Origin of the sequence: Nonomuraea deserti, from assembly GCF_004348685.1 — a bacterium.
Taxonomy (GTDB): Bacteria; Actinomycetota; Actinomycetes; order Streptosporangiales; family Streptosporangiaceae; genus Nonomuraea; species Nonomuraea deserti.
On sequence record NZ_SMKO01000073.1, the window covers coordinates 1 to 20,244 of the forward strand.

Genomic DNA, 20,244 nt, shown 5'->3' on the forward strand with positions numbered 1-20,244 from the left:
GGCGGGCCCACCTACCGGGAGCGGGTCTTCGCCGAACTGGATGCCGAGGAGTTCCCCCGGCTGAGCACGGTGGCGAGGCGATGGGAAGACCTGACCGCCCGCGACACCTACGCCAAGGGGGTGCGCGCCCTCGTGAAGGGCCTTCTCCCGTGAAGCCCCGCGTGAAGGGCCTTCGCGTGAAAGCGCCGTTCCGAGGGGGCGGTCCGTCACGCGGTCGTATCCACGCGGTCGTATCCACGCGGTCCTGGTGACCGCCCGGCCTCAGCGGCGGCGGTAGAAGACGATCGACTCGGAGTCGCCGTTCACGATCGAGGTCGCCAGCCACAGCTCGGACGTGCCCGGAATGCGCTCGACCACCGCCCGGGTCAACTCGCCGGGCGACGGCGAGCGCTCGCGCGTCCACGTCCGGCCGTCCCAGTGCAGCAGCACGACGTGCCGCGCGGTACCCACGGGGCGCAGGCTCGCGATCCACACGTCGCGGGGGCCGGAAGCCGTCACGCTGGTCAGCTCACCTCGCCAGCCCGGCGGCAGCGCGACCCGCTTCCAGAAGGCGCCGTCCCACCGCACGACGAGAGGGCTTTCCCCGGCCTGTCCGACCGCCCACACGTCGGACGGGCCGTTCTGCCAGACGGCCACCAGCGTGCCGCCACCCGCCACCGTGGGCATCTCGGCCTGTTCGAACCCGCGGGCCGAGCCGTGCCAGACCATCGGCTGCCCCCTACGTGTTCCGGCGATCCAGGTGTGCCCCGCGCCCGCGCTCACCGCGCGCAGCTCGTTGGCGACGAGCTTCCTGGTGAAGCGGCCGCCGTACCCCTGCACCACCTGCGAGGACGAGATGAGGACGACGCGACCGCCGTCGACCGCGACGTCCCGCGCCTTTATCGGCGAGCGATGGCGTCGCCAGGAGCGGCCGTCCCAGTGCAGGGCGACGGGCTCGTCGTAGGCGCCGCCGCCCACCGCCCAGACGTTGGCCGGCCCGTCGGCGTCGACCGCCGCGAAGGTGCCGTTATGGCCGGCCGGCAGCCGCCGCCAGCGGGAGCCGTCCCAGTGGCGCAGGGTCATCTCCACGCCGTCCTCCCAGCCCTTGTAGCCGGCGGCCCAGGCGCGGTCAGGGGAGGCGGCGCTCACGTCGTACAGGCCGCGCTCCCAGATGTGGTCGTCGGGCAGGCCGGGGACGAGCTTCCACCGTGCCGACAGCGGGACATCCTCGTCGGGCGGCGTCGGTGAGGGCTCGGAGGCGGGCACGGGCGGCGGCTCGGAGCCGACCGCCGGAGTGGGCTCGGCGGCGCAGCCCTGCACGACCAGGCAAGCCACCATGGCCAGCAACCGCTTTCTCAATCGGCGCCCTCCGCGACGGACTATACAGCGCGCCGCGCAACGGTGCCTGAGTCCGCCCGGCGCCGGCGCGAGGCTGCGGCTGGGCCGCGTCGCGCCGGTCCCCGATTCATACGTTTTCTTGACGCCCTGACCTGGTCCATCGACCTTTCGGCGTGAGTAAGGTGCGATGCGTCTTCACGGGGTTCGATGATGAAGGGTGACCTTATGGTGCTGGCGAAACGGCCGGCCGCCAGGGAAGGCACGCCGCGGTTCTGGCTGCTTCAGGACCCGCGTACCGACCGCGAACAGACCGTGCACGGCACCCGCGTCAGGCATCCGTGGTGGCGCAGTGCCCGCACGATCTCCGCAGGCGGCGCCGTTCGAGGCCGGCGGGTTCGCGGTCCGGGCGGTGCGCCTGGCATGTTCGCGACCGGTGCCGTCACGCCCTTACCGACCTCTTCGATCCGTGGCCCGTCCGTCCACGTGCAGGTCGCGGTCGCGTGCTCCGGCCGGCTCCGCGTACGCGGGTGTGCGGCATGAGACGGCATCACGGGATTCTCGGCTGGTTCCGGCACCCGGCCCAGGTGATCGTCACCGGCTTCGGGATGGCGGTCCTGGCCGGCACCGCCTTGCTCGCGCTGCCGATCGCCACCGAGTCGGGGGAGCCGGCGGGCTGGCTGACCGCTCTGTTCACCGCGACGTCCGCGGTGTGCGTCACCGGCCTGGTGGTCGTGGACACCGCGACGCACTGGTCGGTGTTCGGCGAATGGGCGATCGCCGGGCTGATCCAGGTCGGCGGGCTGGGCATCATGACCCTGGCGACACTGTTCACCGTGCTGGTGTCCGGCCGGCTCGGGCTGCGCGCCAAGATCTTCGCACAGGCCGAGACCAAGACGCTGAGCATGACCGACCTGCGGCACGTGGTCCGCAAGGTGGTCGTCTTCAGCCTGGTCTGCGAGGCCATCGCGGCGGCGATGCTCACCGGCCGGTTCCTGCTCGGCTATGGCCAGCCGTTCGGCCGAGCCGTCTACCTGGGCGTCTTTCATGCGATCTCCGCCTTCAACAACGCCGGGTTCGCCTTGTGGTCCGACAGCCTGACGCGTTTCGCCACCGACCCGTGGATCTGCTTGACCATCGCGACCGCGGTGATCGTCGGCGGGCTCGGCTTCCCGGTCGTGTTCGAGCTGCTGAGCATCTGGCGCCGGCCCCACCGCTGGTCGGTCCTGACCAGGGTCACCGTCGGCGTCACCGTGGTCCTCCTGGTCGGCGGCACGCTGCTCTTCCTGGCCGTCGAATGGCGCAACCCGAAGACGCTGGGAGCGCTCGACGACCCGGGCAAGCTGCTGGCCGCCTTCTTCGCCGCCGTCATGCCCCGCACCGCGGGCTTCAACAGCATCGACGTCGCCGGCATGTATCCGACCAGTTGGCTGGCCACCGACCTGCTGATGTTCATCGGGGGCGGCAGCGCGGGAACGGCGGGCGGCATCAAGGTCACCACGTTCGGCATGCTCGCGTTCGTCATCTGGGCCGAGATGCGAGGTGAGCGCGAGGTCAACATCGGTCATCGCCGTCTGCCGGAGGCGGCACAGCGTCAGGCCGTCTCGATCAGCCTCATCAGCGTGGCGCTGGTCACGGTGTCGACGTACGTGCTGCTGGCGCTGACCCCGCACAGCCTGGACCAGGTGCTTTTCGAGGTCGTCTCGGCCTTCGGCACGGTGGGCATGTCCACCGGGATCACCGCGGACGCCACGCCGGCCGGGCAGGTGCTGTTGGTGCTGCTGATGTTCATCGGCAGGACCGGCCCACTCACCCTGGGCTCCGCCCTCGCCCTGAAAGATCGTGCCCGCCGCTACCAGCTGCCCGAGGAGAGGGTCATCGTGGGCTGACAAGGACGCGGCGCGCCCGTTCGGTCGAGCAGGCGGCCGGAACCGGCCGGCCCCATGGCCGTGATCTCCAGATGGACACTCGGCAATACGATGTTGCTGGATACCATATGGACATATAGCATCGGGAATATGCGTTCAACCTACGATCGGCCGCCCGAGGATCTGACCGCCCGCGCGAGGATCCGGGACGCCGCCTTGGCCGAGTTCGCCGAGCGAGGCTTCAAAGGCGCGACGATGAAGGCCGTCGCCGACGCCGCCGGCGTCTCCGTCGGCCTGGTACAACACCATTTCGGCTCCAAGGACGGGCTGCGGGAGGCCTGCGACCAGCATGTCCGCGACGCCATCCTGGGTGCCGCCGGCCAGATCCAGGAAGAGGCCGACGTCGACCCCGAATTCCTGCGGGGGATGTACGAGGCGAGCGAGCTCAGCGTCCGCTATCTCGCCCGGGCCCTGGTCGAGGGCTCCCCGGTGGCGGCCGCGTTGTTCGACGAAGGCGCCGAGGTCGCCGAGCGGTTCTTCACGGCCACCTGGCCCGATGACTTCCCTCCCGGCGAAGCGAAGGTCCGCGAACGGGCCGTCGTGATGGCGGCGATGCATCTGGGCACGATCGTGCTGCACGAGCACCTGTCCCGGCGGCTCGGCATCGACGTGCTGGGGCGCCCGAACTCCAGCCTGATCGGCATCGCCCTGGCCGACGTCTACGCGCACATGGGCGAGTGGTTCGACGCGGAGCAGGGAAGCCGGATCCGCCAGGCCGTCACCGACCTTCACATGAAGGAGCACCCCGATGCCTGATGTGATCGAGGTCCATCAACTGATCAAGGACTTCGGCCGGGTCCGGGCGCTGGACGGCCTGGACTTGACCGTACGGGAAGGAGAGGTACACGGGTTCCTCGGCCCCAACGGCGCCGGCAAGTCCACGACCCTGCGCATCCTCCTCGGCCTGCTGCGCAAGGATGCCGGCGAGGTCCGGCTGCTGGGCGGCGATCCCTGGTCCGAGGCCGTCGAGCTGCACCGGCGGCTCGCGTACGTCCCCGGCGACGTCACCCTGTGGCCGAGCCTGTCCGGTGGCGAGGTGATCGACCTGCTCGGCCGCCTGCGCGGCGGCACCGACGCCAAGCGGCGCGACGAGCTGATCGAGCGCTTCGCCCTGGATCCGCGCAAGAAGGCCCGGACCTATTCCAAGGGCAACCGGCAGAAGGTCGCGCTGATCGCCGCACTCGCCTCCGAGGTGGAGTTACTGCTGCTGGACGAGCCGACCTCCGGTCTCGACCCGCTGATGGAAGCGGTCTTCCGCGAGGTCATCGCCGAGGAGCGACGCGCCGGCCGTACGGTCCTGCTCTCCAGCCACATCCTCGCCGAGGTCGAGGCGCTCTGCGACCGGGTGAGCATCATCCGGGACGGCCGGACAGTGGAGACCGGCACACTCGCGCAGCTGCGCCATCTCAAGCGCATCTCGGTCACGGCGGAGCTGGACACGGTGCCGGATGACGGCCTGCCCCATGTCCACGACCTCCGCCTGGACGGTGGCCGCGTACGCTTCCAGGCCGACACCGACCACATCGGCGACGTGCTGGCCCGGCTGGCGCGGTACGGCGTGCGCGACATCACCGCCCAGCCCCCCACCCTCGAAGACCTGTTCATGAGGCACTACCGATGAACACGCCGGCACTGATCAGGCTGATCCTGCGCCGCGACCGCGTCTGGCAGCCGCTGTGGCTCCTGTTGGTCGCCCTCTTCGTCACCACCACGGTGGCCACCATCCGCCAGCTGCTCCCGACTCCCGAAGCGCGCCTGCACTACGTCAACGAGATCGCGGCCAATCCCGTGATCCTGTTGATGCAGGGGCCGGCGTACGGCGACAGCCTGGGCGCGGCCGCCGCTCAGCAGCGGGGCGCCGCCACCATGATCTTCGCTGCCCTGGCCAGCGTCATCCTGCTGGTCAAGCACACCCGCTCCGACGAGGAGCAGGGGCGGCGCGAGCTCGTCGGCTCGGCCGCCGTGGGGCGGCACGCGCCGCTGACCGCTGCTCTCGCCGTCGTGCTGGGCGCCAACGTGGTGCTGGCCGTGCTGATCACCGTGGTCGGCGTGAGCGCCGGGCTTCCCCTGGCCGGGTCCCTCGCCTGGGGGCTGATGGCCGCGTCGGGTGGCTGGGCCGGGGCCGCGCTGGCCGCGGTCGCCGTGCAGGTGACGCAGAGCGCCCGGGTGGCCGGAGCCGCGGCCTTCACCGTGTTCTTCGGGGCGTACCTGGTCCGCGGCGTCAGCGACGTGGGCGGCCCGGGCATGGAGTGGCTGGGCTGGCTCATGCCGAGCGGCTGGATCCTGCGCGCCCACGCCTTCGGCGGCGAGCAGTGGTGGGTGTTCCTGCTGGTCACGGCGTTCGTCGCGGCCTTGATCGGGGTGGCCTACGCGCTGTCGGCCCGCCGGGACATCGCCGCCGGCCTCCTGCCGCCGCGTCTCGGCCCCGCCCATGCGCCGAACGGCCTGCGCGGGCCGCTCGGGCTGGCGTGGCGGATGCACCGGGGCATGGCGCTGGGGTGGATCGCGGGTGCCGGCTTCATCGGTGCGGCGGTCGGGCTGGGCGGGCAGACCGCCATCGAGACGTTCGCCCGGAGCGGCGCGCTGGACTTCTGGGCCGAGCGGACGGGAACCGGTGATCCCACGGAGATCTTCTTCCGCCTCGTCGTGTACAAGCTGGCGATGTACTCCGTCTCCCTGTACGCGATCATGACGGTGCTCCGCCTGCGCGGCGAGGAGGCCACGGAGCTCTTCCTGTCCAATCCCGTGAGCCGGACGCGCTGGGTGGTCAGCCATCTCGTGCTCGCGGTGGCGGTGCCCGCCGCCGTACTGGTGATCGCCGGCCTCGCGTTGGGCCTCGGCGACGGGGACTTCGCCGGCGGCCTGGCCATCACCACGATCCTCCTGCCCGGCGTCTGGGCGATGGCCGGGATCGCCGTGGCGGCGTTCGGGTTGTTCCGGCGGGCCGGGGCGATCGTGGGGTGGACGGCTCTCGTGCTGGCCATCGCTGTGGAGGTCGGCTGGGAGGTCGGGCTGGTGAGCGACTCGTTCTTCATGGTCTCCCCGTTCGCGCACGTCCATTACTCCACGCTGGCCAGCCCGGGACCGGGCACGCTGCTCGGGCTCACGCTCGTGGCCGCCGGCTTCACCGCGGTGGGCCTGTACGGGCTCCGCCGCCGCGATCTGGCTCTGTGACTCCATCCCGCCGCGCCGCAACGCGGGGATGCCCCGCCGCCGTCGGGGACGCGTGCGGCCGGCGCGGAGGATGGAGCACCACCTGCGACAGGACTGTGCCGAGGCGTCGGCCAAGCACTGTCCGGCCGGAGGGTGGACGGGCGCCCGTGTCCGCGTTATTTTGTCTGCTTGTTAGCAGCTAATGCGGGATAGCAGATGAATAGTCGTGACCACATAGAGCAGCTGCTCGCCGCGATGCAGCGCGACCTGCTGCCCTCGCTGTTGTACGTCCATGAGGACGACGACCTGCGGCTGATCGACAACGTCATGCTGCAGGTGCTCGACCGTGGTGAGGAGCCCACGGTCAAGGAACTGGCCGCCTTGATCGGCCGTTCTGACTCGCGGACCAGCCGGATCGTCGATGGGCTGGTGCGGCGCGGGCTCGTGGAGCGATATGAGGACGAGCGGGATCGCCGCGCCCGCAGGATCCGGGTGAGTGAGCAGGGCACCGCGTTGCTGCAACGGCTTCGCCGGCTCAGGGTCGATGCGCAGATGCGGCTCTGGGAGCACTTCACCGAGCAGGAGCAGCAGATCGTGCTCCAGGCGCTGGAGCTTTTCGCCAAGGCTGCGAGGAGGATACGGGATGAAGCTGATCCAGCTGTCTCAGATCGACGCTTCGATGATCGACCTGGTGGGCGGCAAGGCCGCCGGGCTGGGGGAGATGATCAAGGCCGGTGAGCGGGTCCCTGACGGCTTCTGCGTGACCGTCGAAGCCCATGCCACAGGAGAGGTCCCGGAGGCAGAGCTGGTCGAGGCCTACGAGCGACTCGGCGGCGGCAAGGTGGCGGTGCGCTCAAGCGCCACCGCCGAGGACCTCCCCCAGGCCAGTTTCGCCGGGCAGCAGGACACCTACCTCAACGTCGAGGGCGGAGAAGCGCTGATCGACGCCGTCCGCCGCTGCTGGGACTCCCTGCACACCGAGCGCGCGGTGGCCTACCGGGCCAACGCCGGCATCGAGGACGCGGCGATGGCCGTCGTGGTGCAGCGGATGGTCGACCCTGAGCAGGCCGGTGTGCTGTTCACGGCCAACCCGATCACCGGGCGTCGCACGCAGATGGTCGTCGACGCCGCGAAAGGACTCGGCACCGCGATCGTCGACGGCGCCGTGGTGCCCGACCACTATGAGTTCGACGACGATGCCGCCCAGGACGGCTGGCTGGAGGACCTGCGTACGGCAGGACTGCGCTTGCGGGAGCACTTCGGGTCGCCCCAGGACATCGAGTGGGCCGTCGATCGGGACGGCACGCTGTGGTTACTGCAGTCTCGCCCGATCACGACGCTGTTCCCGGCGCCGCCCGCGACCGGCGAGACCCGGCTCTACCTGGAGATCGGTCACATCCAGGGCATGCTGCGGCCGATGACCCCGATGGGGGTGTCGATGCTCAAGGCCGGCGCCGCCCCGTGGTTCGAAGCGGTCGGCGCGAAGGTCGAACGGCGTGATCCGTTGCCCCGGATGGTGCCGATCGGCGGCAGGCTCTATTTCGACCTGACCGACTTCCTGCGCAACAAGGCGATCCGCAAGCGGCTGGGAGTCTCGCTGGAAGTGTACGGTCCGCGGGTGCAGGGCGCCGTGCGGCGGATGCTGGACGACCCGCGCTTCGACCCGCGGCCCGGCCTGCCGTTCAGGATGCGCACGGTCATCAAGGCGACGGCGCTTCTCGTGCCCCGAGCGGTCGCCGGGCTCGTCTCCGCGCTGGCCCGGCCGGAGGCCGCACGGGCCCAGGCCTACCGTGGCGTCGAGAGGATCAGGCGGCTGACCGTCCCGCCCGGGGAGAACGCGACCGCCGCCGAGCGGTTGCGCTGGGCGACGGAGGACGCGCACAGGTCGGTCATGGACCTCGACATGCAGGGGGTCATGTGGCCGCTGGTCGCCGGCATCATGGCGGGCACCGTTCCGGCCTCTCTGCTCGAGGGCGTGGCCACAGAAGAGGAGCTGGACACCGTCCTCGGCGGCATGCCGTACAACGTGACCACGGAGATGGACCTGGCCCTGTGGGGGCTCGCGGTGAAGGCGCGCGAGCACCGCGGCCTGTTCGGCAACACCTCCTCGGAAGAGCTCGCCGCCCGCTACCGAGAAGGCGGCCTGCCCGACATCGGCATGGCCGCGTTCCTCGAGAAGTACGGTCTGCGCGCCGCTGCCGAGATCGACGTCGGCACGCCACGGTGGGCGGAAGACCCGGCCCCGCTGTTCTCCACGATCGCCAACTACCTGCGCGTGGACGACCCCGACCAGGCACCGGACCGGCGGTTCGAGCAGGCCGCGGCGAAGGCCGAGCGGATGCTCGCCACGCTGGCGCGGCGCGCCGCGCGCAGGCGGCCGATCCGCGGCAGGATCGCGACCTTCCTGATGCGCAGGTCGCGCAAGCTCACCGGCCTGCGCGAGATCGCCAAGTTCGCCTGGCTGATCCCGCTGCAGGCGGCCCGGCAGCAACTGCTGCTCGTGGGCGAGGAGTTGTTCGAGCAAGCGGACGACATCATGTTCCTCGACCTGGTGGAGGCGCGCCAGGCCGTTCAAGGTGCGGATCTCCGTCACGTGATCGCGGCCCGGCGGGCCGAGTACGAGCGTGAACTGCGACGGCCCACCGTCCCCGGAGCGCTGCTGTCCGACGGCACCGACGTGGAGGCGCTCGCACCGCAGGGCCCCGCGGACGACGGAGTGCTCACCGGCATGGCCGGGGCGGCGGGTCGGGCGACCGGGAGGGCGCGAGTGATCCGCGACCCGGCCGACGCGCACATCGAGCCGGGTGAGATCCTCGTCGCGCCCACCACCGACCCCGGCTGGACTCCGCTCTTCCTGACCACGGCGGGCCTGGTCACCGAGACCGGCTCCCCGGTCGCGCACGGCCCGACCGTCGCCAGGGAATACGGCATCCCGGCCGTCATCTGCGTGCGCAACGCCACCCACGAGATCAAGACCGGCCAGCTCATCACCATCGACGGCGCCGCGGGTACCGTGCGCATAGAGGAGGGATGAACCAGGCGATGGGCGGAACCGCGGCGCTGCACCCCCTCCAGAGGGGTGGACGGATGGTGCCCGCCGCGCCCGCGGCTCACGAAGGGGAGTCCTCGCGGGTTCGTCCGCGGAGCCGGCGTGCGACACCGAACCAGGCGGGCACGTCACGCTCGTCGTCGAAGCCGCGGGCCACCACGATGTCGGTGGAGGAGTGCAGGAAGATCGACAGGACGATCGTCACCGCGACGAGCTGGAAGACGTCCTGGGCCGCGCTGATGCCGGAGGCGAGGACGATCAGCCCGTAGACGACGGAGGCGAAGCCCTTGGGGCCGAACCAGGCCACCGCGGCCTGCTCCCGCACGCTGAGCCCGGAGCGGAGGAACGACACCCAGATCGCCACCGGGCGGGCCAGCACCAGCGCCAGGATCGCGAAGAGCCAGCCCTGCCAGCCGACCGAGCCGAGCAGGGCGGGAGTGATGAGCGCGCCGAACACCAACAGCGCCGCCAGCTTCAACAGCTCGGCGATGAGCTCGCCGAAATGTTCGAACGACTCGCGCTGCCGCTCGCCGAAGGTGGCGACCGTGATCCCGGCGGCGAAGGCCGCGAGGAAGAGGTTGCCGTGTGTGGCCTTGCCCACCGCCAGCACCAGCAGGCCGATGGCCAGGCCGTTGAGTGGTTCGTACGGGGCCGAGGCGGAGAACCAGCGGGTCCGCTCCAGCTTGATCGCCAGCCACGGGATGGCCACCCCGATCACGATGCCGAGGCCGAGTTCGAGGCTGAGCTCACCGAGATGCAGGTCTTCCGAGCCGGCCGCGACGGCCAGGAACACCATCACGAACGGCAGCGCCAGGCCGTCATTGACGCCCGACTCCACGTTCAGCAACTGCCGCAGCCGGGGCGGCACCTTGTCGTTGCCGACCAGCGCGGCGGCGAACACCGGGTCGGTCGGCGCCAGGATCGCGCCGACCAGCAGGGACTCGACCCACCCGAGACCGAGCAGGTAGTGGGCGGCCAGCGCGGTGATGACCAGCGTGAGGGGCAACCCCCATCCCAGGGCCCGACCGGGCAGACGCCACGCGCCACGCAGATCCCTCCAGCCGACCCGCATGCCGTCAGTGAACAGCACGGCGAACAGCGCCAGCTCCGCGAGCGTGGCCACCAGGTCGTCGCCGGGCCGCAGCGACACCACGCCCAGCGCGCCATCGCCGAGCACGAACCCGGCCACCAGGAACAGGGCCGCCGTGGACAGGATGGTGCGGTGGGCCAGACTGGACAGCAGCACGGCCAGCATCAGCATGCCCGCGAACGCGAGCAACAGCGCACCCATCAGACGGCTTCTCCTCTGTATCGGCACCGACGAACGTCCGCGACCGAACCTGTCGGCGCACTGCGCTGACTGCGACGGAGCCACCTGGGCACGGAGGGCGACCCGACATCCGCTTCGACCCAGCCGGAGAACCCAGCCCGTCGACGATCAGTCCAGGCAGGTTCTGGCCGGCCGGCAGCCGGGCGGCCCTGATGGCCGGGGTCGGCGGTGCTCGCAGCGACGGCGGCAAGCCCTTCACGAGCGCGCACGTCTAGCCCCTTTACACGATCGGCGAAAAGACTGCCGACCAGACTTCCCGGCGCACCTGCAGGGAACCTATCAAGACATGTCAAGCGCGGGCACAGTGGCCCGATCAGATCGGGACAGGCGGCCGGTGCGTCGATGAGGACCCGATCCGGGCCCATGCCACATGGTCACCGGCGCCGACCTCGGCAACCGGCGCCGACCTCGGCACCCGGCCCCCGCACGGTCCCGCTCGTGGGCCTGCGCCGGTGGCAGGCGTGGAGGCGGCCGCCCCGGACACCCCGGGACGGCCGCCCTCTTCGACCTGCGTGCCACGGGTCAGGAGCGGAGCCGCGGCCGGATCACTAGACGATCCGCAGCTGGTATCGGAGGCTCGTCCAGCCCACTGAACACCCGTTGTCCTTGCTGGACGTCTGGCGGAAGGTGAACTCGACGGTGCCGTCAGACCGCTTGGTGAAATGGGTGTCGGGCGACACGTCGTAGGTCCTCGACCACACTGTCGTAGCCGGCGGAACCTGGTTCCAGGGCGTCGACAAGGCCACCTCGCGCGTGTGCGACATCGACTGCCGTGCGATGCCGCCATCGAGCGCGCCCGCACGCTCGCCGGCATTCCTTCCTTCCGCTGACCCGCCTCGCCACCTGGAGAAACGGTTATGAGTGACAGTTGCTGCGGCCCCGTCCCGGTCACGACCGCACACGTCGCCGCCCCTCAGCGGGCCGCTTCAGGGCGACGGGAAGACCTGCCTGTGGCCGTGATCGGCGCGGGCCGGTCGGCCTGGCGGCCGCCGCCCACCTGGCCGAACGCGGGATCGACTTCCTGGTCCTGGAGGCCGGCGAGCAGGTCGCCGCGTCGGTGGCCCACTGGGGGCACGTGCGGGTGTTCAGCCCCTGGCAGTACGACATCGACTCCGCTGCCCGCCGCCTGCTCCAGGCCGACGGCTGGAGCGCCCCTGACCCCGAATGGCTGCCCACCGGCGCCGAACTCGTCTCGGACTACCTCGCCCCGCTGGCCGAGCTGTTCGGCGACCGGGTACGCACCAACGCACGAGTGAGCGCGATCAGCCGCCTCGGCTACGACCGGGTGCGCACGGCAGGCCGCGAGGAGGCCCCCTTCCTGATCCGCCTGGCCGACGGCGGCGAGCTGCAGGCCGGCGCGATCATCGACGCCTCCGGTACCTACACCAGCCCGAACGTGCTCGGCGCCAGCGGTCTGCCCGCCCACGGCGAGGACACGGCGGCCGGCGTCGTCGACCACGCCCTGCCCGACGTCCTCGGCGCCGACCGCGACCGCTACGAAGGCCGGCGCGTCCTGGTCGTCGGCGCCGGGCACTCGGCCGCCACCACGCTGCTCGCCCTGGCCCAACTGGACGCCACCCCGATCACCTGGGCCATCCGCGCCGGCCACGCCACCCGCACCTACGGCGGGGGCGACGCCGACGCCCTCCCGGCCCGCGGCGCGCTCGGCAGCCGCCTGCACGCCCTCGTCGAGTCCGGCCGCATCCAGCTCCTGACCGGCTTCTTCACCCACCGGGTGCGCACCACGGGCGACGGCGTCGAACTGATCAGCCGGGCCCCCTCCGGCGCCGAGCAGTCGATCACCGTGGACCGGATCGTGAGCGCGACCGGCTACCGTCCCGACCGTTCCCTCGCCTCCGAGCTGCGCCTCGACCTGGACCCCATCCTCGGCTCCGCCCGCCGGCCGGCCCCGGTCATCGACCCCAACCAGCACTCCTGCGGCACCGTCCCCGCCCACGGCGTGGACGAGCTGACCCACCCCGAGCCCGGCTACTACGCCATCGGCGTCAAGAGCTACGGCCGCGCCCCCACCTTCCTCATGGCCACCGGCTACGAGCAGGCCCGCTCCGTCGTCGCCGCACTGGCCGGCGACTGGGAGGCCGCCCGCGACGTCCAGCTCGACCTGCCCGAGACCGGCGTGTGCTCTCCGGCCTGGCCGAGGCGCAGGAGCAGCGGGCCGGACTGGCCAGCGGCATCAGCGGCGGCCTGCTGTCCACCCCGCTCGCAGGCGTGGGCGCCTCGGCGGAGAACAACGGCGGCTGCTGCGGCTGACCCGCTGCGCGTCCGCGCCCTACCTCTGGAGAGGAGTGTTCGAGATGTCCGACGGATATCTCACCGCGGCCCAGCGAGAGGCCCTTCGTCTCATCTGTGACCACGGCCCCCTGGATACCCGCCGGCTGGGCGAGCATCTGATCGCCGCGCGCCCGGCCAGCACCAACCCCGGCTACGCCCCGGCCATCGCCCGCATGGCCGGCACCCTGGCCTGGCGGCTGCAGGCCCAGGGCTTCGTCACCGAGAGCGGGACCGGCCTCTGGCGGACCAGCCGGGACGGCCGCGCGCTGATCGGCTGCCCAGCCGTATGAGTTCCGCCACCGACAGCGCCGCCCCGAGCCTGCGGGGCGGCGCTGCGGCGCACGGGCGGCGCATCGTGGCGGCCCTGGCCGTCACTCAGACCATCGGCTACGGCGTGCTCAACTACGCCTTCATCGGTGTTCCTCGCCCCCATGGCGGGCGAGCTGAAGGCGGGCGGCACCCAGGTCGCCGCCGCGCTCACCCTCGCCGTGCTCACCATGGCCATGTGCGCGCCGCTGGCCGGACGCCCACGGCGGACGCGCCCTGATGACGGCGGGCTCGCTGCTGGGCACGCTGGCCGTGCTGGCCCGGTCCCAGGTCGCCAGCCTGGCCCCTGTACGCCGTGTTCGTCGCGGTCGGCGTCGCCTCGGCCATGGTGCTGTACGAGCCGGCCTTAGCCGTCATCGTCGCCTGGTTCGCCGGCCGGGAACGGCAGCGGGCCAACGCGCTGCTGGCGCTGACCATCGTGGCCGGGTTCGCCTTCACCATCTTCCTGCCGCTGACCGGGCTGCTGACCGCCGCCCACGGCGGCGCGGTCGCGGTCATCGCGGTGCTGCTGGTCACCTGATCCACCTGGGTCACAGCCCGGTCTTCGCCGTCGGCATCGCCGGGCTGCTGGGAGTGTTGCCGGTCACAGCCCGCCTGGTCACCACCGGGCTGCGCCGCCGCTGGGCGGCGCAGCCCGTGGCCGCGGCGGTCTTCGCCTTGCAAGGGTCGGGCGCGCTGGTGCTGCCCCTGATCGGGCGCGGCACGGCCGGAGCGGTCGCCTGCGTGCTGCTGTTCGGCATCGGCTTGGGGGTGGGCACCATCACGTTGCCGCACCTGCTGGCCGAGCGGTACGGCACCGCCGCCTACGCCAGGCTGTACGGCCGGATCGCGATGTTCTCCGTCGCCGACAAGGCCGCCGCCCCGCTGGCCGCGGTCGCGCTGGTGCAGGCCGTCGGGTACGGGTGGGTGATGGGGGCGGTGGCGATGGCCTGCGCGAACGCGGCGTTCGCGCTGCTCGCCTACCACCGCCTATAATTTAGACCGGCATCGAAATAAGGAGTCGCGTCATGGCCGCCCCCGCCACCACCCAGTGCTGCGCGCCGATCGCCCGCGAGCCGCTCGGCGAGGCCGAAGCCGCAGAGCTGGCCACGCTGCTCAAGGCCGTCGCCGACCCGGTGCGGCTGCGCCTGCTGTCGATGATCGGCTCCCATGCCGGCGGCGAGGCGTGCGTGTGCGACCTGACCGGCGTGTTCGACCTGACCGCGCCGACCATCTCCCACCACCTGAAGGTGCTGCGCACCGCCGGGCTGATCGACGGTGAACGCCGCGGCACCTGGGTCTACTACCGGATCGTCCCCGAAGTGGTGAACAAGCTGGGCGCCCTGTTCGCCCCGCTGTCCACGCCCGCCCCGGCCCAGGCCCAGAACGGCCCGGTGGACGTCGAGCTCATCACCGTATGACCGCGGCCCCCCGCTTGGCCGATGTCGTCGTCATCGGAGCTGGGCAGGCCGGGCTGGCAGCCGGGTACTACCTGCGGCGCGCGGGCGCCGACTTCGTCATCCTGGACGCCCAGGACGCCGCCGGTGGTGCCTGGCGGCACGCCTGGCCGTCGCTGCGGCTGTTCTCGCCCGCGCAATACAGCTCGCTGCCGGGCCGCATGATGCCCATCCCCGCCGACGGCGGCTACCCCGGCGCCGCCGACGTCGTCGCCTACCTCACCGACTACGAGCAGCGCTACCGGCTGCCGATCGTCCGCCCGGCCGCCGTGCGGGCCGTCCGGCGCGCGGGCGAACGCCTGGCCGTGGAGTCCGGCGCCGGCACCTGGCGGGCCCGCTATGTCGTCAGCGCCACGGGCACCTGGTGGCGGCCCTACGTCCCGCACTACCCCGGCATGCGGGAATTCGGCGGCGAGCAACTGCACACCGCCGGCTACCGCGGGCCGGAACCGTTCCGCGGCAAGCGCGTGGTGGTCGTCGGTGGCGGCAACTCCGCCGCCCAGATCCTCGCCGAACTCTCACAGGTCGCCCGGACGACCTGGGTCACGGTGCGGCCGCCCCGGCTGCTGCCCGACGAGGTCGACGGCCGCGCCCTGTTCGATCTGGCCACCCGCCGCCGCCAGGCGGTCCTCGCCGGGCAGGAGGCCGCAAGCATCGGAGACCTGGGCGACATCGTCGCCGTGGCCCCGGTGCGCCAGGCCCGCGATCGTGGCGCGCTGAAGGCCGAGCCGATGTTCTCGGCCCTCACTCCTGGCGGGGTGGTGTGGGCTGATGGCAGCACGGCGGTGTGCGACGTGATCGTGTGGTGCACCGGGTTCCGGCCCGCGCTCGGGCACCTGGCCCCGCTGCGGTTGCGCGGCCCCAGCGGCGTGATCCCCACCGACGGGACCCGCGCCCTGGCCGAGCCGCGCCTGCACCTGCTCGGCTACGGCGACTGGACCGGCCCGGCCTCGGCCACCCTGATCGGCGCGGGCCGCACGGCCCGGCAGCTGGTCGCGGAGATCGCTGCCCAGCTGTGAGGCGTCACATCACCACAGTCCTTATTTCGACCCCCATCTATCTTGACGAACATCTAAATATCATGGCATCGTGGCCTTTGATTCGACATTCGTCTAAGTTTTGACGCCTCGGCCTCACACCGCAGAAGAGGGAAACCACCATGACGACGCACCAGATCACCGGCGGCTTCATCGGCGACTTGGCGGAGGCATTCGCCCCGCCCGCCGCCGGAGGCTGCTGCGGAGGCCCTGCCGCGGCCTCCGGCTCCCTGGCCAGTGGCACGACCGAGCAGGCGGAGGCGGCTGCCACCGCCTGCTGCGGCAGCACGGCCGCCGCGCAGCAGGCCGCCCAGGCCGGCTGCTGCGGCGAAGCCCCGGCAGGCGACCCGGCCGCCACGGGGGCCGCGGAGACCGCCTCCACCGGATGCTGCGGATGACCTCCACCACCACTCAGGGGCCGGACCGGGCCTCCGTCGTGGAGCGGGTGTCCGCGGCGCGGATGCTGGCCACGGTGCACGAGCTGGCCCGCGACAGCTACGCCGGGCGGCGCGTGGGCACCCCCGGAGGCCGCGCCGCCGCCGCGTGGCTCGCAGAACGGCTGCGCGAACTCGGCGGCGAGGTCGAACTCGACTCCTTCCCCGTCGCCGACGTAAGGGAGCTGTATGCCACCCCTGAGCTCGCATGGAGCGCAGGCGGCCGGGTGCGTCGCCTGCGACACCGCCGGGACTTCGTCGAGCACCTCGCCTCCGCCGAGTCGCCGCACCCGCGCGCCGCGCCGCTGGCCGCGGCCTCCGAGGCCGACCTGAGCGGACGATGGGTGCTGGCCGAGGCCGGAGACTGGGCACAGGCCTGCGAACGAGCCGAAGCCCAGATGGCGGCAGGGGTGCTCATCGCACGCGGCACCGACCCCGAGGGGTGGATGCCCAAAATGATCGCCGGACCGGCCGCCCGCGCCGTCCCGATCATCGCCCTGCGCACCGACCAGCACGCCAACCTGGCCGACGCCCTGACCGTCGGCCCCGTGCACGTGACCGGGTCGATGCCGCTCCGGCAGGTCGCCGCGGACGGCCACAACGTCCACGCCCGTTTCCCACGCGCCTCCCGCACCGGTAGGGCGGAGGCCGGGCCTCGGGTGCTGCTGACCGCGCACTACGACGGCGTCGGCGACGATCCAGGCGTGCGGCTGCCCGCGGCGGCCGACAACGCCTCCGGCGTGGCCGCCGTCCTGGAGGCCGCCCGCGTCCTGTCGGTCAGCCCGGCCATCCGGGCCGAGCTGTCGGTGGCCTTCCTGGACGCCGAGGAGACCGGGGCATGGGGCTCGGCCCACCACGCACCCGCCCTGCCCGCCGACACGCTGGTGATCAACCTCGACGGCGCCGCGCACCTGCACCAGGCCGCCTCGGTCGAGGCGGGCGGGCCCGCCCACGCCCTGCTGGCCACGCTGGACCAGGCCGCCCGCCTGACCGGCGTCCCGCTGCGGGCCGGCGCCATGGCCTCCGACAACCGCCGCTACGCCGCAGCCGGGCTGGGTGCGGTCGGCGTCGGCATGGGCATGCCCGGCTATCAGACGCCCGCCGAGACGCCCGAGCGCGTGCAGGCGGGCACGCTGGCGGCCGCCGCCCGCCTTCTCGTGGCCACCGTAGGGCTGCTGGCCGCCCAGGCGCCGGCCTGATCGCCGCACGGTGCCGCCATCGCGCCGTGCCCAGGCGGGTCGACCTGCTGGACACCGGGCGGCTCAGCCGGCTCAGCCGGGCAGCACCTCGTTGAGCAGCTTCTCGACCCGGGAGCGGATGGCGTCACGGATGACCCGGACGGCATCGATGCCCTGCCCGGCCGGGTCGTCGAGCTTCCAGTCCTCATACCGTTTGCCGGGGAAGATCGGGCAGGCGTCGCCGCAGCCCATCGTGACGACCACGTCGGAGGCCTCGACCGCGTCGACGGACAGGACCTTGGGCCGGGCGGCGGCGATGTCGACGCCGACCTCGGCCATGGCCTGGACGGCGACCGGATTGACCTGATCGGCCGGCTGCGAGCCGGCCGAGCGGATCTCGATGCGGCCCGCGGCCAGGTGGGCTAGCCAGCCGGCGGCCATCTGGGAGCGTCCGGCGTTGTGCACGCACACGAACAGCACGCTGGGCCGGGCGGCGGTGGCCTCAGGCACGGGCGTTCTCCTCTCTGGTGGTGGTGAACAGGCGGCGGCCGGCCAGGGCGACGTAGACCAGGGCGACCAGGACGGGAACCTCGATCAGCGGGCCGACCACCCCGGCCAGGGCCTGGCCGGAGGTGACGCCGAAGACGCCGACCGCCACGGCGATGGCCAGCTCGAAGTTGTTGCCGGCGGCGGTGAAGGCCAGCGTGGTGGAGCGCTCGTAGCCCAGGCCGATCAGCTTGCCGGCCAGGAAGGAGCCGCCCCACATGAGCGCGAAGTAGGCCAGCAGCGGCAGTGCGATGCGGGCCACGTCGCCGGGCTGTGCGGTGATCGTGCCGCCCTGCAGGGCGAACAGGATGACGATGGTGAACAGCAGCCCGTACAGGGCCAGCGGCCCGACGCGGGGCAGGAAGCGGCTCTCGTACCAGTGCCGGCCGCGAGCGCGTTCGCCGAGCTTGCGGGAGAGGTATCCGGCGGCCAGCGGGATCCCGAGGAAGATGAGCACGTACTGGGCGATGTCCCAGGCCGAGACCTCCAGCGCGGCCTGCGAGAGGCCGAGCCAGCCGGGGAGCACCTGCAGGTAGAACCATCCCAGCGCGCCGAACGCCACGACCTGGAAGATCGAGTTGAGGGCCACCAGGACGGCCGCGGCCTCACGGTCGCCGCAGGCCAGGTCGTTCCAGATGAGCACCATGGCGATGCACCGGGCCAGCCCGACGATGATCAGCCCGGCACGATACTCGGGCAGGTCGGGCAGGAAGATCCAGGCCAGGGCGAACATGACGGCCGGGCCGAGCACCCAGTTCAGCACCAGGGAGGAGAGCAGCAGGCGGCGGTCGCCGGTGACGGTGCCCAGGCGGTCGTAGCGGACCTTGGCCAGCACCGGATACATCATCAGCAGCAGCCCGAGCGCGATCGGCAGCGAGATCTCGCCGATCTTCACCGCTTCCAGCGCGGTGTTCAGGCCCGGTACGAGCCGTCCGAGCAGCAGCCCGGCGGCCATGGCCGCGATGATCCACACCGGCAGGAACCGGTCGAGGGTGGACAGGCCGGCGATGACGCCCTGCGGGGGCGCGGCGGCCGACGACGCCGGCGACGTGGAGGAGGACATCGTGTGGCCCCTCAGACGGTGGCGGGCACGTCGAGCAGGGCCGACAGCTCACCCAGCGTCTCGGGCACCAGCCGGTAGTACACCCACGAGGCACGCCGCTCGGACGTCAGCAGCCCTACCTCCTTGAGCACCTTCAGATGGTGGCTGATCGTCGGCTGGGACAGCTCGAACGAGCCGGTGATGTCGCACACGCACACCTCGCCGCCGGCGCGGCTGGCCACGATCGACAGGATGCGCAGCCGTACCGGATCGCCCAGCGCCTTGAACACCCGCGCCACCCCGGCCGCCTGCTCGGCATCCAGCGGTTCGCGGGTCAGGGACGGGCTGCACTCCGACATCTCCAGCAGCTCCACAGGCATCCCTTCGTATAGACGCTCGTCGAATTAGGTGTCTGTCTATATTGGCATCGGCCGATGCGTGCTCCGTACGCGTGGCCGGCCGGCAGGTCAGCGGGTGGAGATCTCCAGATCGGCCAGCAGGGCCCGGACGCGGCGCTCGACCTCGTCGCGAATCGGCCGGATCTGCTCCGCCGTCCTGCCCTCGGGATCGTCCAGGTCCCAGTTCAGGTAGCGCTTGCCCGGGTGGACGGGGCAGGCGTCCCCGCACCCCATGGTGACCACCACGTCGGCGGCCTGGACGATCTCGCTGGTCCACGGCTTGGGAAACTCGCCGGTGATGTCGATGCCGACCTCGCGCATCGCCTCGATCACGCCCGGGTTGACCTGCTCGCCCGGTTCGGCGCCGCCCGACCAGCCCAGGGCCCGCTCGCCGGCCAGGTGGGCGAAGAAGCCGAGCGCCATCTGCGAGCGCCCGGCGTTGTGCACGCACAGGAACAGCACGATCGGCACGCCGCTGGAGTCCTTGCCCTCGACGCGGGCCAGCGCGCGCAGCCGCTGCCGGGCGAACCGCTCGGCCAGCAGCGGCAGGAAGTTGGCGATGGTGGCGCCTCCGGCGAACTGGTCGTAGCTGGTGTGCAGGAAGCGCTCGACCGTCTCGACGCCGAAGGCGCCGGCGAACTCCTCGCTCAGGGTACGGGCGGCGGTCAGCAGGGCGTGCTGCTGATCAATGGTCAGGTCGGCGCGGTGGTAGGTGCTGTCCATGAAGGGCTCCGGCGACGTCATTGATATCGACGCCTGTCGATGTCGATGTCCGCCTAT

Annotated in this window: 21 protein-coding genes; 14 read left to right on the forward strand and 7 right to left on the reverse strand. The window is 71.9% G+C overall.

Translation table 11 applies throughout. The features are described 5' to 3' along the window. Window positions 1-261: 261 nt before the first annotated feature. Window positions 262-1,338, reverse strand: a complete 1,077-nt coding sequence (locus tag E1292_RS25120) for a hypothetical protein (protein ID WP_132597669.1) — start codon at window positions 1,336-1,338, stop codon at window positions 262-264. Window positions 1,339-1,853: 515 nt separating this feature from the next. Here E1292_RS25120 and E1292_RS25125 point away from each other — a divergent pair. The 6 genes from E1292_RS25125 to E1292_RS25150 all read left to right on the forward strand — a co-directional run bounded on the left by E1292_RS25125 (window position 1,854) and on the right by E1292_RS25150 (window position 9,429). Next, window positions 1,854-3,203, forward strand: coding sequence for a TrkH family potassium uptake protein (locus E1292_RS25125; protein WP_132597670.1), 1,350 nt, complete (start codon window positions 1,854-1,856; stop codon window positions 3,201-3,203). A 129-nt stretch (window positions 3,204-3,332) separates the two neighbouring features. Beyond that, on the forward strand, window positions 3,333-3,998 hold the full coding sequence (locus E1292_RS25130) for a TetR/AcrR family transcriptional regulator (protein WP_132597671.1): 666 nt from the start codon (window positions 3,333-3,335) through the stop codon (window positions 3,996-3,998). Next, window positions 3,991-4,863 (forward strand): ABC transporter ATP-binding protein, encoded by an 873-nt coding sequence (locus E1292_RS25135; RefSeq protein WP_132597672.1) that lies wholly within the window; start codon window positions 3,991-3,993, stop codon window positions 4,861-4,863. The genes E1292_RS25130 and E1292_RS25135 overlap by 8 nt, the downstream gene beginning before the upstream one ends. Further along, window positions 4,860-6,416: an ABC transporter permease gene (locus E1292_RS25140; protein ID WP_132597673.1), complete on the forward strand. Its 1,557-nt coding sequence runs from the start codon at window positions 4,860-4,862 to the stop codon at window positions 6,414-6,416. The genes E1292_RS25135 and E1292_RS25140 overlap by 4 nt, the downstream gene beginning before the upstream one ends. A gap of 195 nt (window positions 6,417-6,611) precedes the next feature. Then, a complete protein-coding gene (locus E1292_RS25145) occupies window positions 6,612-7,133 on the forward strand; it encodes a MarR family winged helix-turn-helix transcriptional regulator (RefSeq protein ID WP_132597674.1) in 522 nt (173 codons plus the stop codon). Beyond that, window positions 7,039-9,429, forward strand: a complete 2,391-nt coding sequence (locus tag E1292_RS25150; RefSeq protein WP_132597675.1) for a PEP/pyruvate-binding domain-containing protein — start codon at window positions 7,039-7,041, stop codon at window positions 9,427-9,429. The genes E1292_RS25145 and E1292_RS25150 overlap by 95 nt, the downstream gene beginning before the upstream one ends. A 76-nt stretch (window positions 9,430-9,505) precedes the next feature. Here the strand turns inward: E1292_RS25150 and E1292_RS25155 are convergent, their stop codons facing one another. Together E1292_RS25155 and E1292_RS55030 are read right to left on the reverse strand one after the other, a co-directional pair. Further along, entirely contained in the window at window positions 9,506-10,735 is a 1,230-nt protein-coding gene (locus E1292_RS25155; RefSeq protein WP_132597676.1) for a cation:proton antiporter, read from the reverse strand. 587 nt (window positions 10,736-11,322) lie between these two features. Beyond that, window positions 11,323-11,454 (reverse strand): hypothetical protein, encoded by a 132-nt coding sequence (locus tag E1292_RS55030; protein ID WP_281284056.1) that lies wholly within the window; start codon window positions 11,452-11,454, stop codon window positions 11,323-11,325. 188 nt (window positions 11,455-11,642) lie between these two features. Between E1292_RS55030 and E1292_RS25160 the strand changes: the two genes are divergently transcribed. From E1292_RS25160 to E1292_RS25190, 8 genes are all read left to right on the forward strand, one after another. Further along, window positions 11,643-13,145 (forward strand): NAD(P)-binding domain-containing protein, encoded by a 1,503-nt coding sequence (locus E1292_RS25160; RefSeq protein WP_246090314.1) that lies wholly within the window; start codon window positions 11,643-11,645, stop codon window positions 13,143-13,145. Continuing rightward, complete coding sequence (locus E1292_RS25165) at window positions 13,090-13,356, forward strand: hypothetical protein (RefSeq protein ID WP_132597677.1); 267 nt, start codon at window positions 13,090-13,092, stop codon at window positions 13,354-13,356. Before E1292_RS25160 ends, E1292_RS25165 begins: the two co-directional genes overlap by 56 nt. Window positions 13,357-13,688: 332 nt before the next feature. Beyond that, a complete protein-coding gene (locus tag E1292_RS54015; RefSeq protein ID WP_246090315.1) occupies window positions 13,689-13,913 on the forward strand; it encodes a hypothetical protein in 225 nt (74 codons plus the stop codon). A gap of 53 nt (window positions 13,914-13,966) precedes the next feature. Continuing rightward, window positions 13,967-14,368: a hypothetical protein gene (locus E1292_RS54020; RefSeq protein ID WP_246090316.1), complete on the forward strand. Its 402-nt coding sequence runs from the start codon at window positions 13,967-13,969 to the stop codon at window positions 14,366-14,368. Between the two features lie 32 nt (window positions 14,369-14,400). After that, the gene (locus tag E1292_RS25175) at window positions 14,401-14,793 is read left to right on the forward strand and encodes an ArsR/SmtB family transcription factor (protein WP_132597678.1); all 393 of its coding nucleotides are present in this window, start codon (window positions 14,401-14,403) and stop codon (window positions 14,791-14,793) included. Then, window positions 14,790-15,848 (forward strand): ArsO family NAD(P)H-dependent flavin-containing monooxygenase, encoded by a 1,059-nt coding sequence (locus E1292_RS25180; RefSeq protein WP_132597679.1) that lies wholly within the window; start codon window positions 14,790-14,792, stop codon window positions 15,846-15,848. Before E1292_RS25175 ends, E1292_RS25180 begins: the two co-directional genes overlap by 4 nt. 140 nt (window positions 15,849-15,988) lie before the next feature. Next, window positions 15,989-16,264 (forward strand): hypothetical protein, encoded by a 276-nt coding sequence (locus E1292_RS25185; protein WP_181958290.1) that lies wholly within the window; start codon window positions 15,989-15,991, stop codon window positions 16,262-16,264. Then, the gene (locus E1292_RS25190; RefSeq protein ID WP_246090317.1) at window positions 16,261-17,499 is read left to right on the forward strand and encodes a M28 family metallopeptidase; all 1,239 of its coding nucleotides are present in this window, start codon (window positions 16,261-16,263) and stop codon (window positions 17,497-17,499) included. The genes E1292_RS25185 and E1292_RS25190 overlap by 4 nt, the downstream gene beginning before the upstream one ends. 72 nt (window positions 17,500-17,571) lie before the next feature. Here the strand turns inward: E1292_RS25190 and E1292_RS25195 are convergent, their stop codons facing one another. The 4 genes from E1292_RS25195 to E1292_RS54025 form a co-directional block, all read right to left on the reverse strand. Beyond that, on the reverse strand, window positions 17,572-17,988 hold the full coding sequence (locus tag E1292_RS25195; protein ID WP_220447053.1) for an arsenate reductase ArsC: 417 nt from the start codon (window positions 17,986-17,988) through the stop codon (window positions 17,572-17,574). Then, window positions 17,981-19,087, reverse strand: a complete 1,107-nt coding sequence (gene arsB, locus E1292_RS25200; RefSeq protein WP_165974726.1) for an ACR3 family arsenite efflux transporter — start codon at window positions 19,085-19,087, stop codon at window positions 17,981-17,983. Before arsB ends, E1292_RS25195 begins: the two co-directional genes overlap by 8 nt. Window positions 19,088-19,098: 11 nt before the next feature. Continuing rightward, window positions 19,099-19,446, reverse strand: coding sequence for an ArsR/SmtB family transcription factor (locus E1292_RS25205; RefSeq protein WP_220447054.1), 348 nt, complete (start codon window positions 19,444-19,446; stop codon window positions 19,099-19,101). Window positions 19,447-19,533: 87 nt separating this feature from the next. Further along, window positions 19,534-20,187 (reverse strand): arsenate reductase ArsC, encoded by a 654-nt coding sequence (locus E1292_RS54025; RefSeq protein WP_132597681.1) that lies wholly within the window; start codon window positions 20,185-20,187, stop codon window positions 19,534-19,536. Window positions 20,188-20,244: the final 57 nt, after the last annotated feature.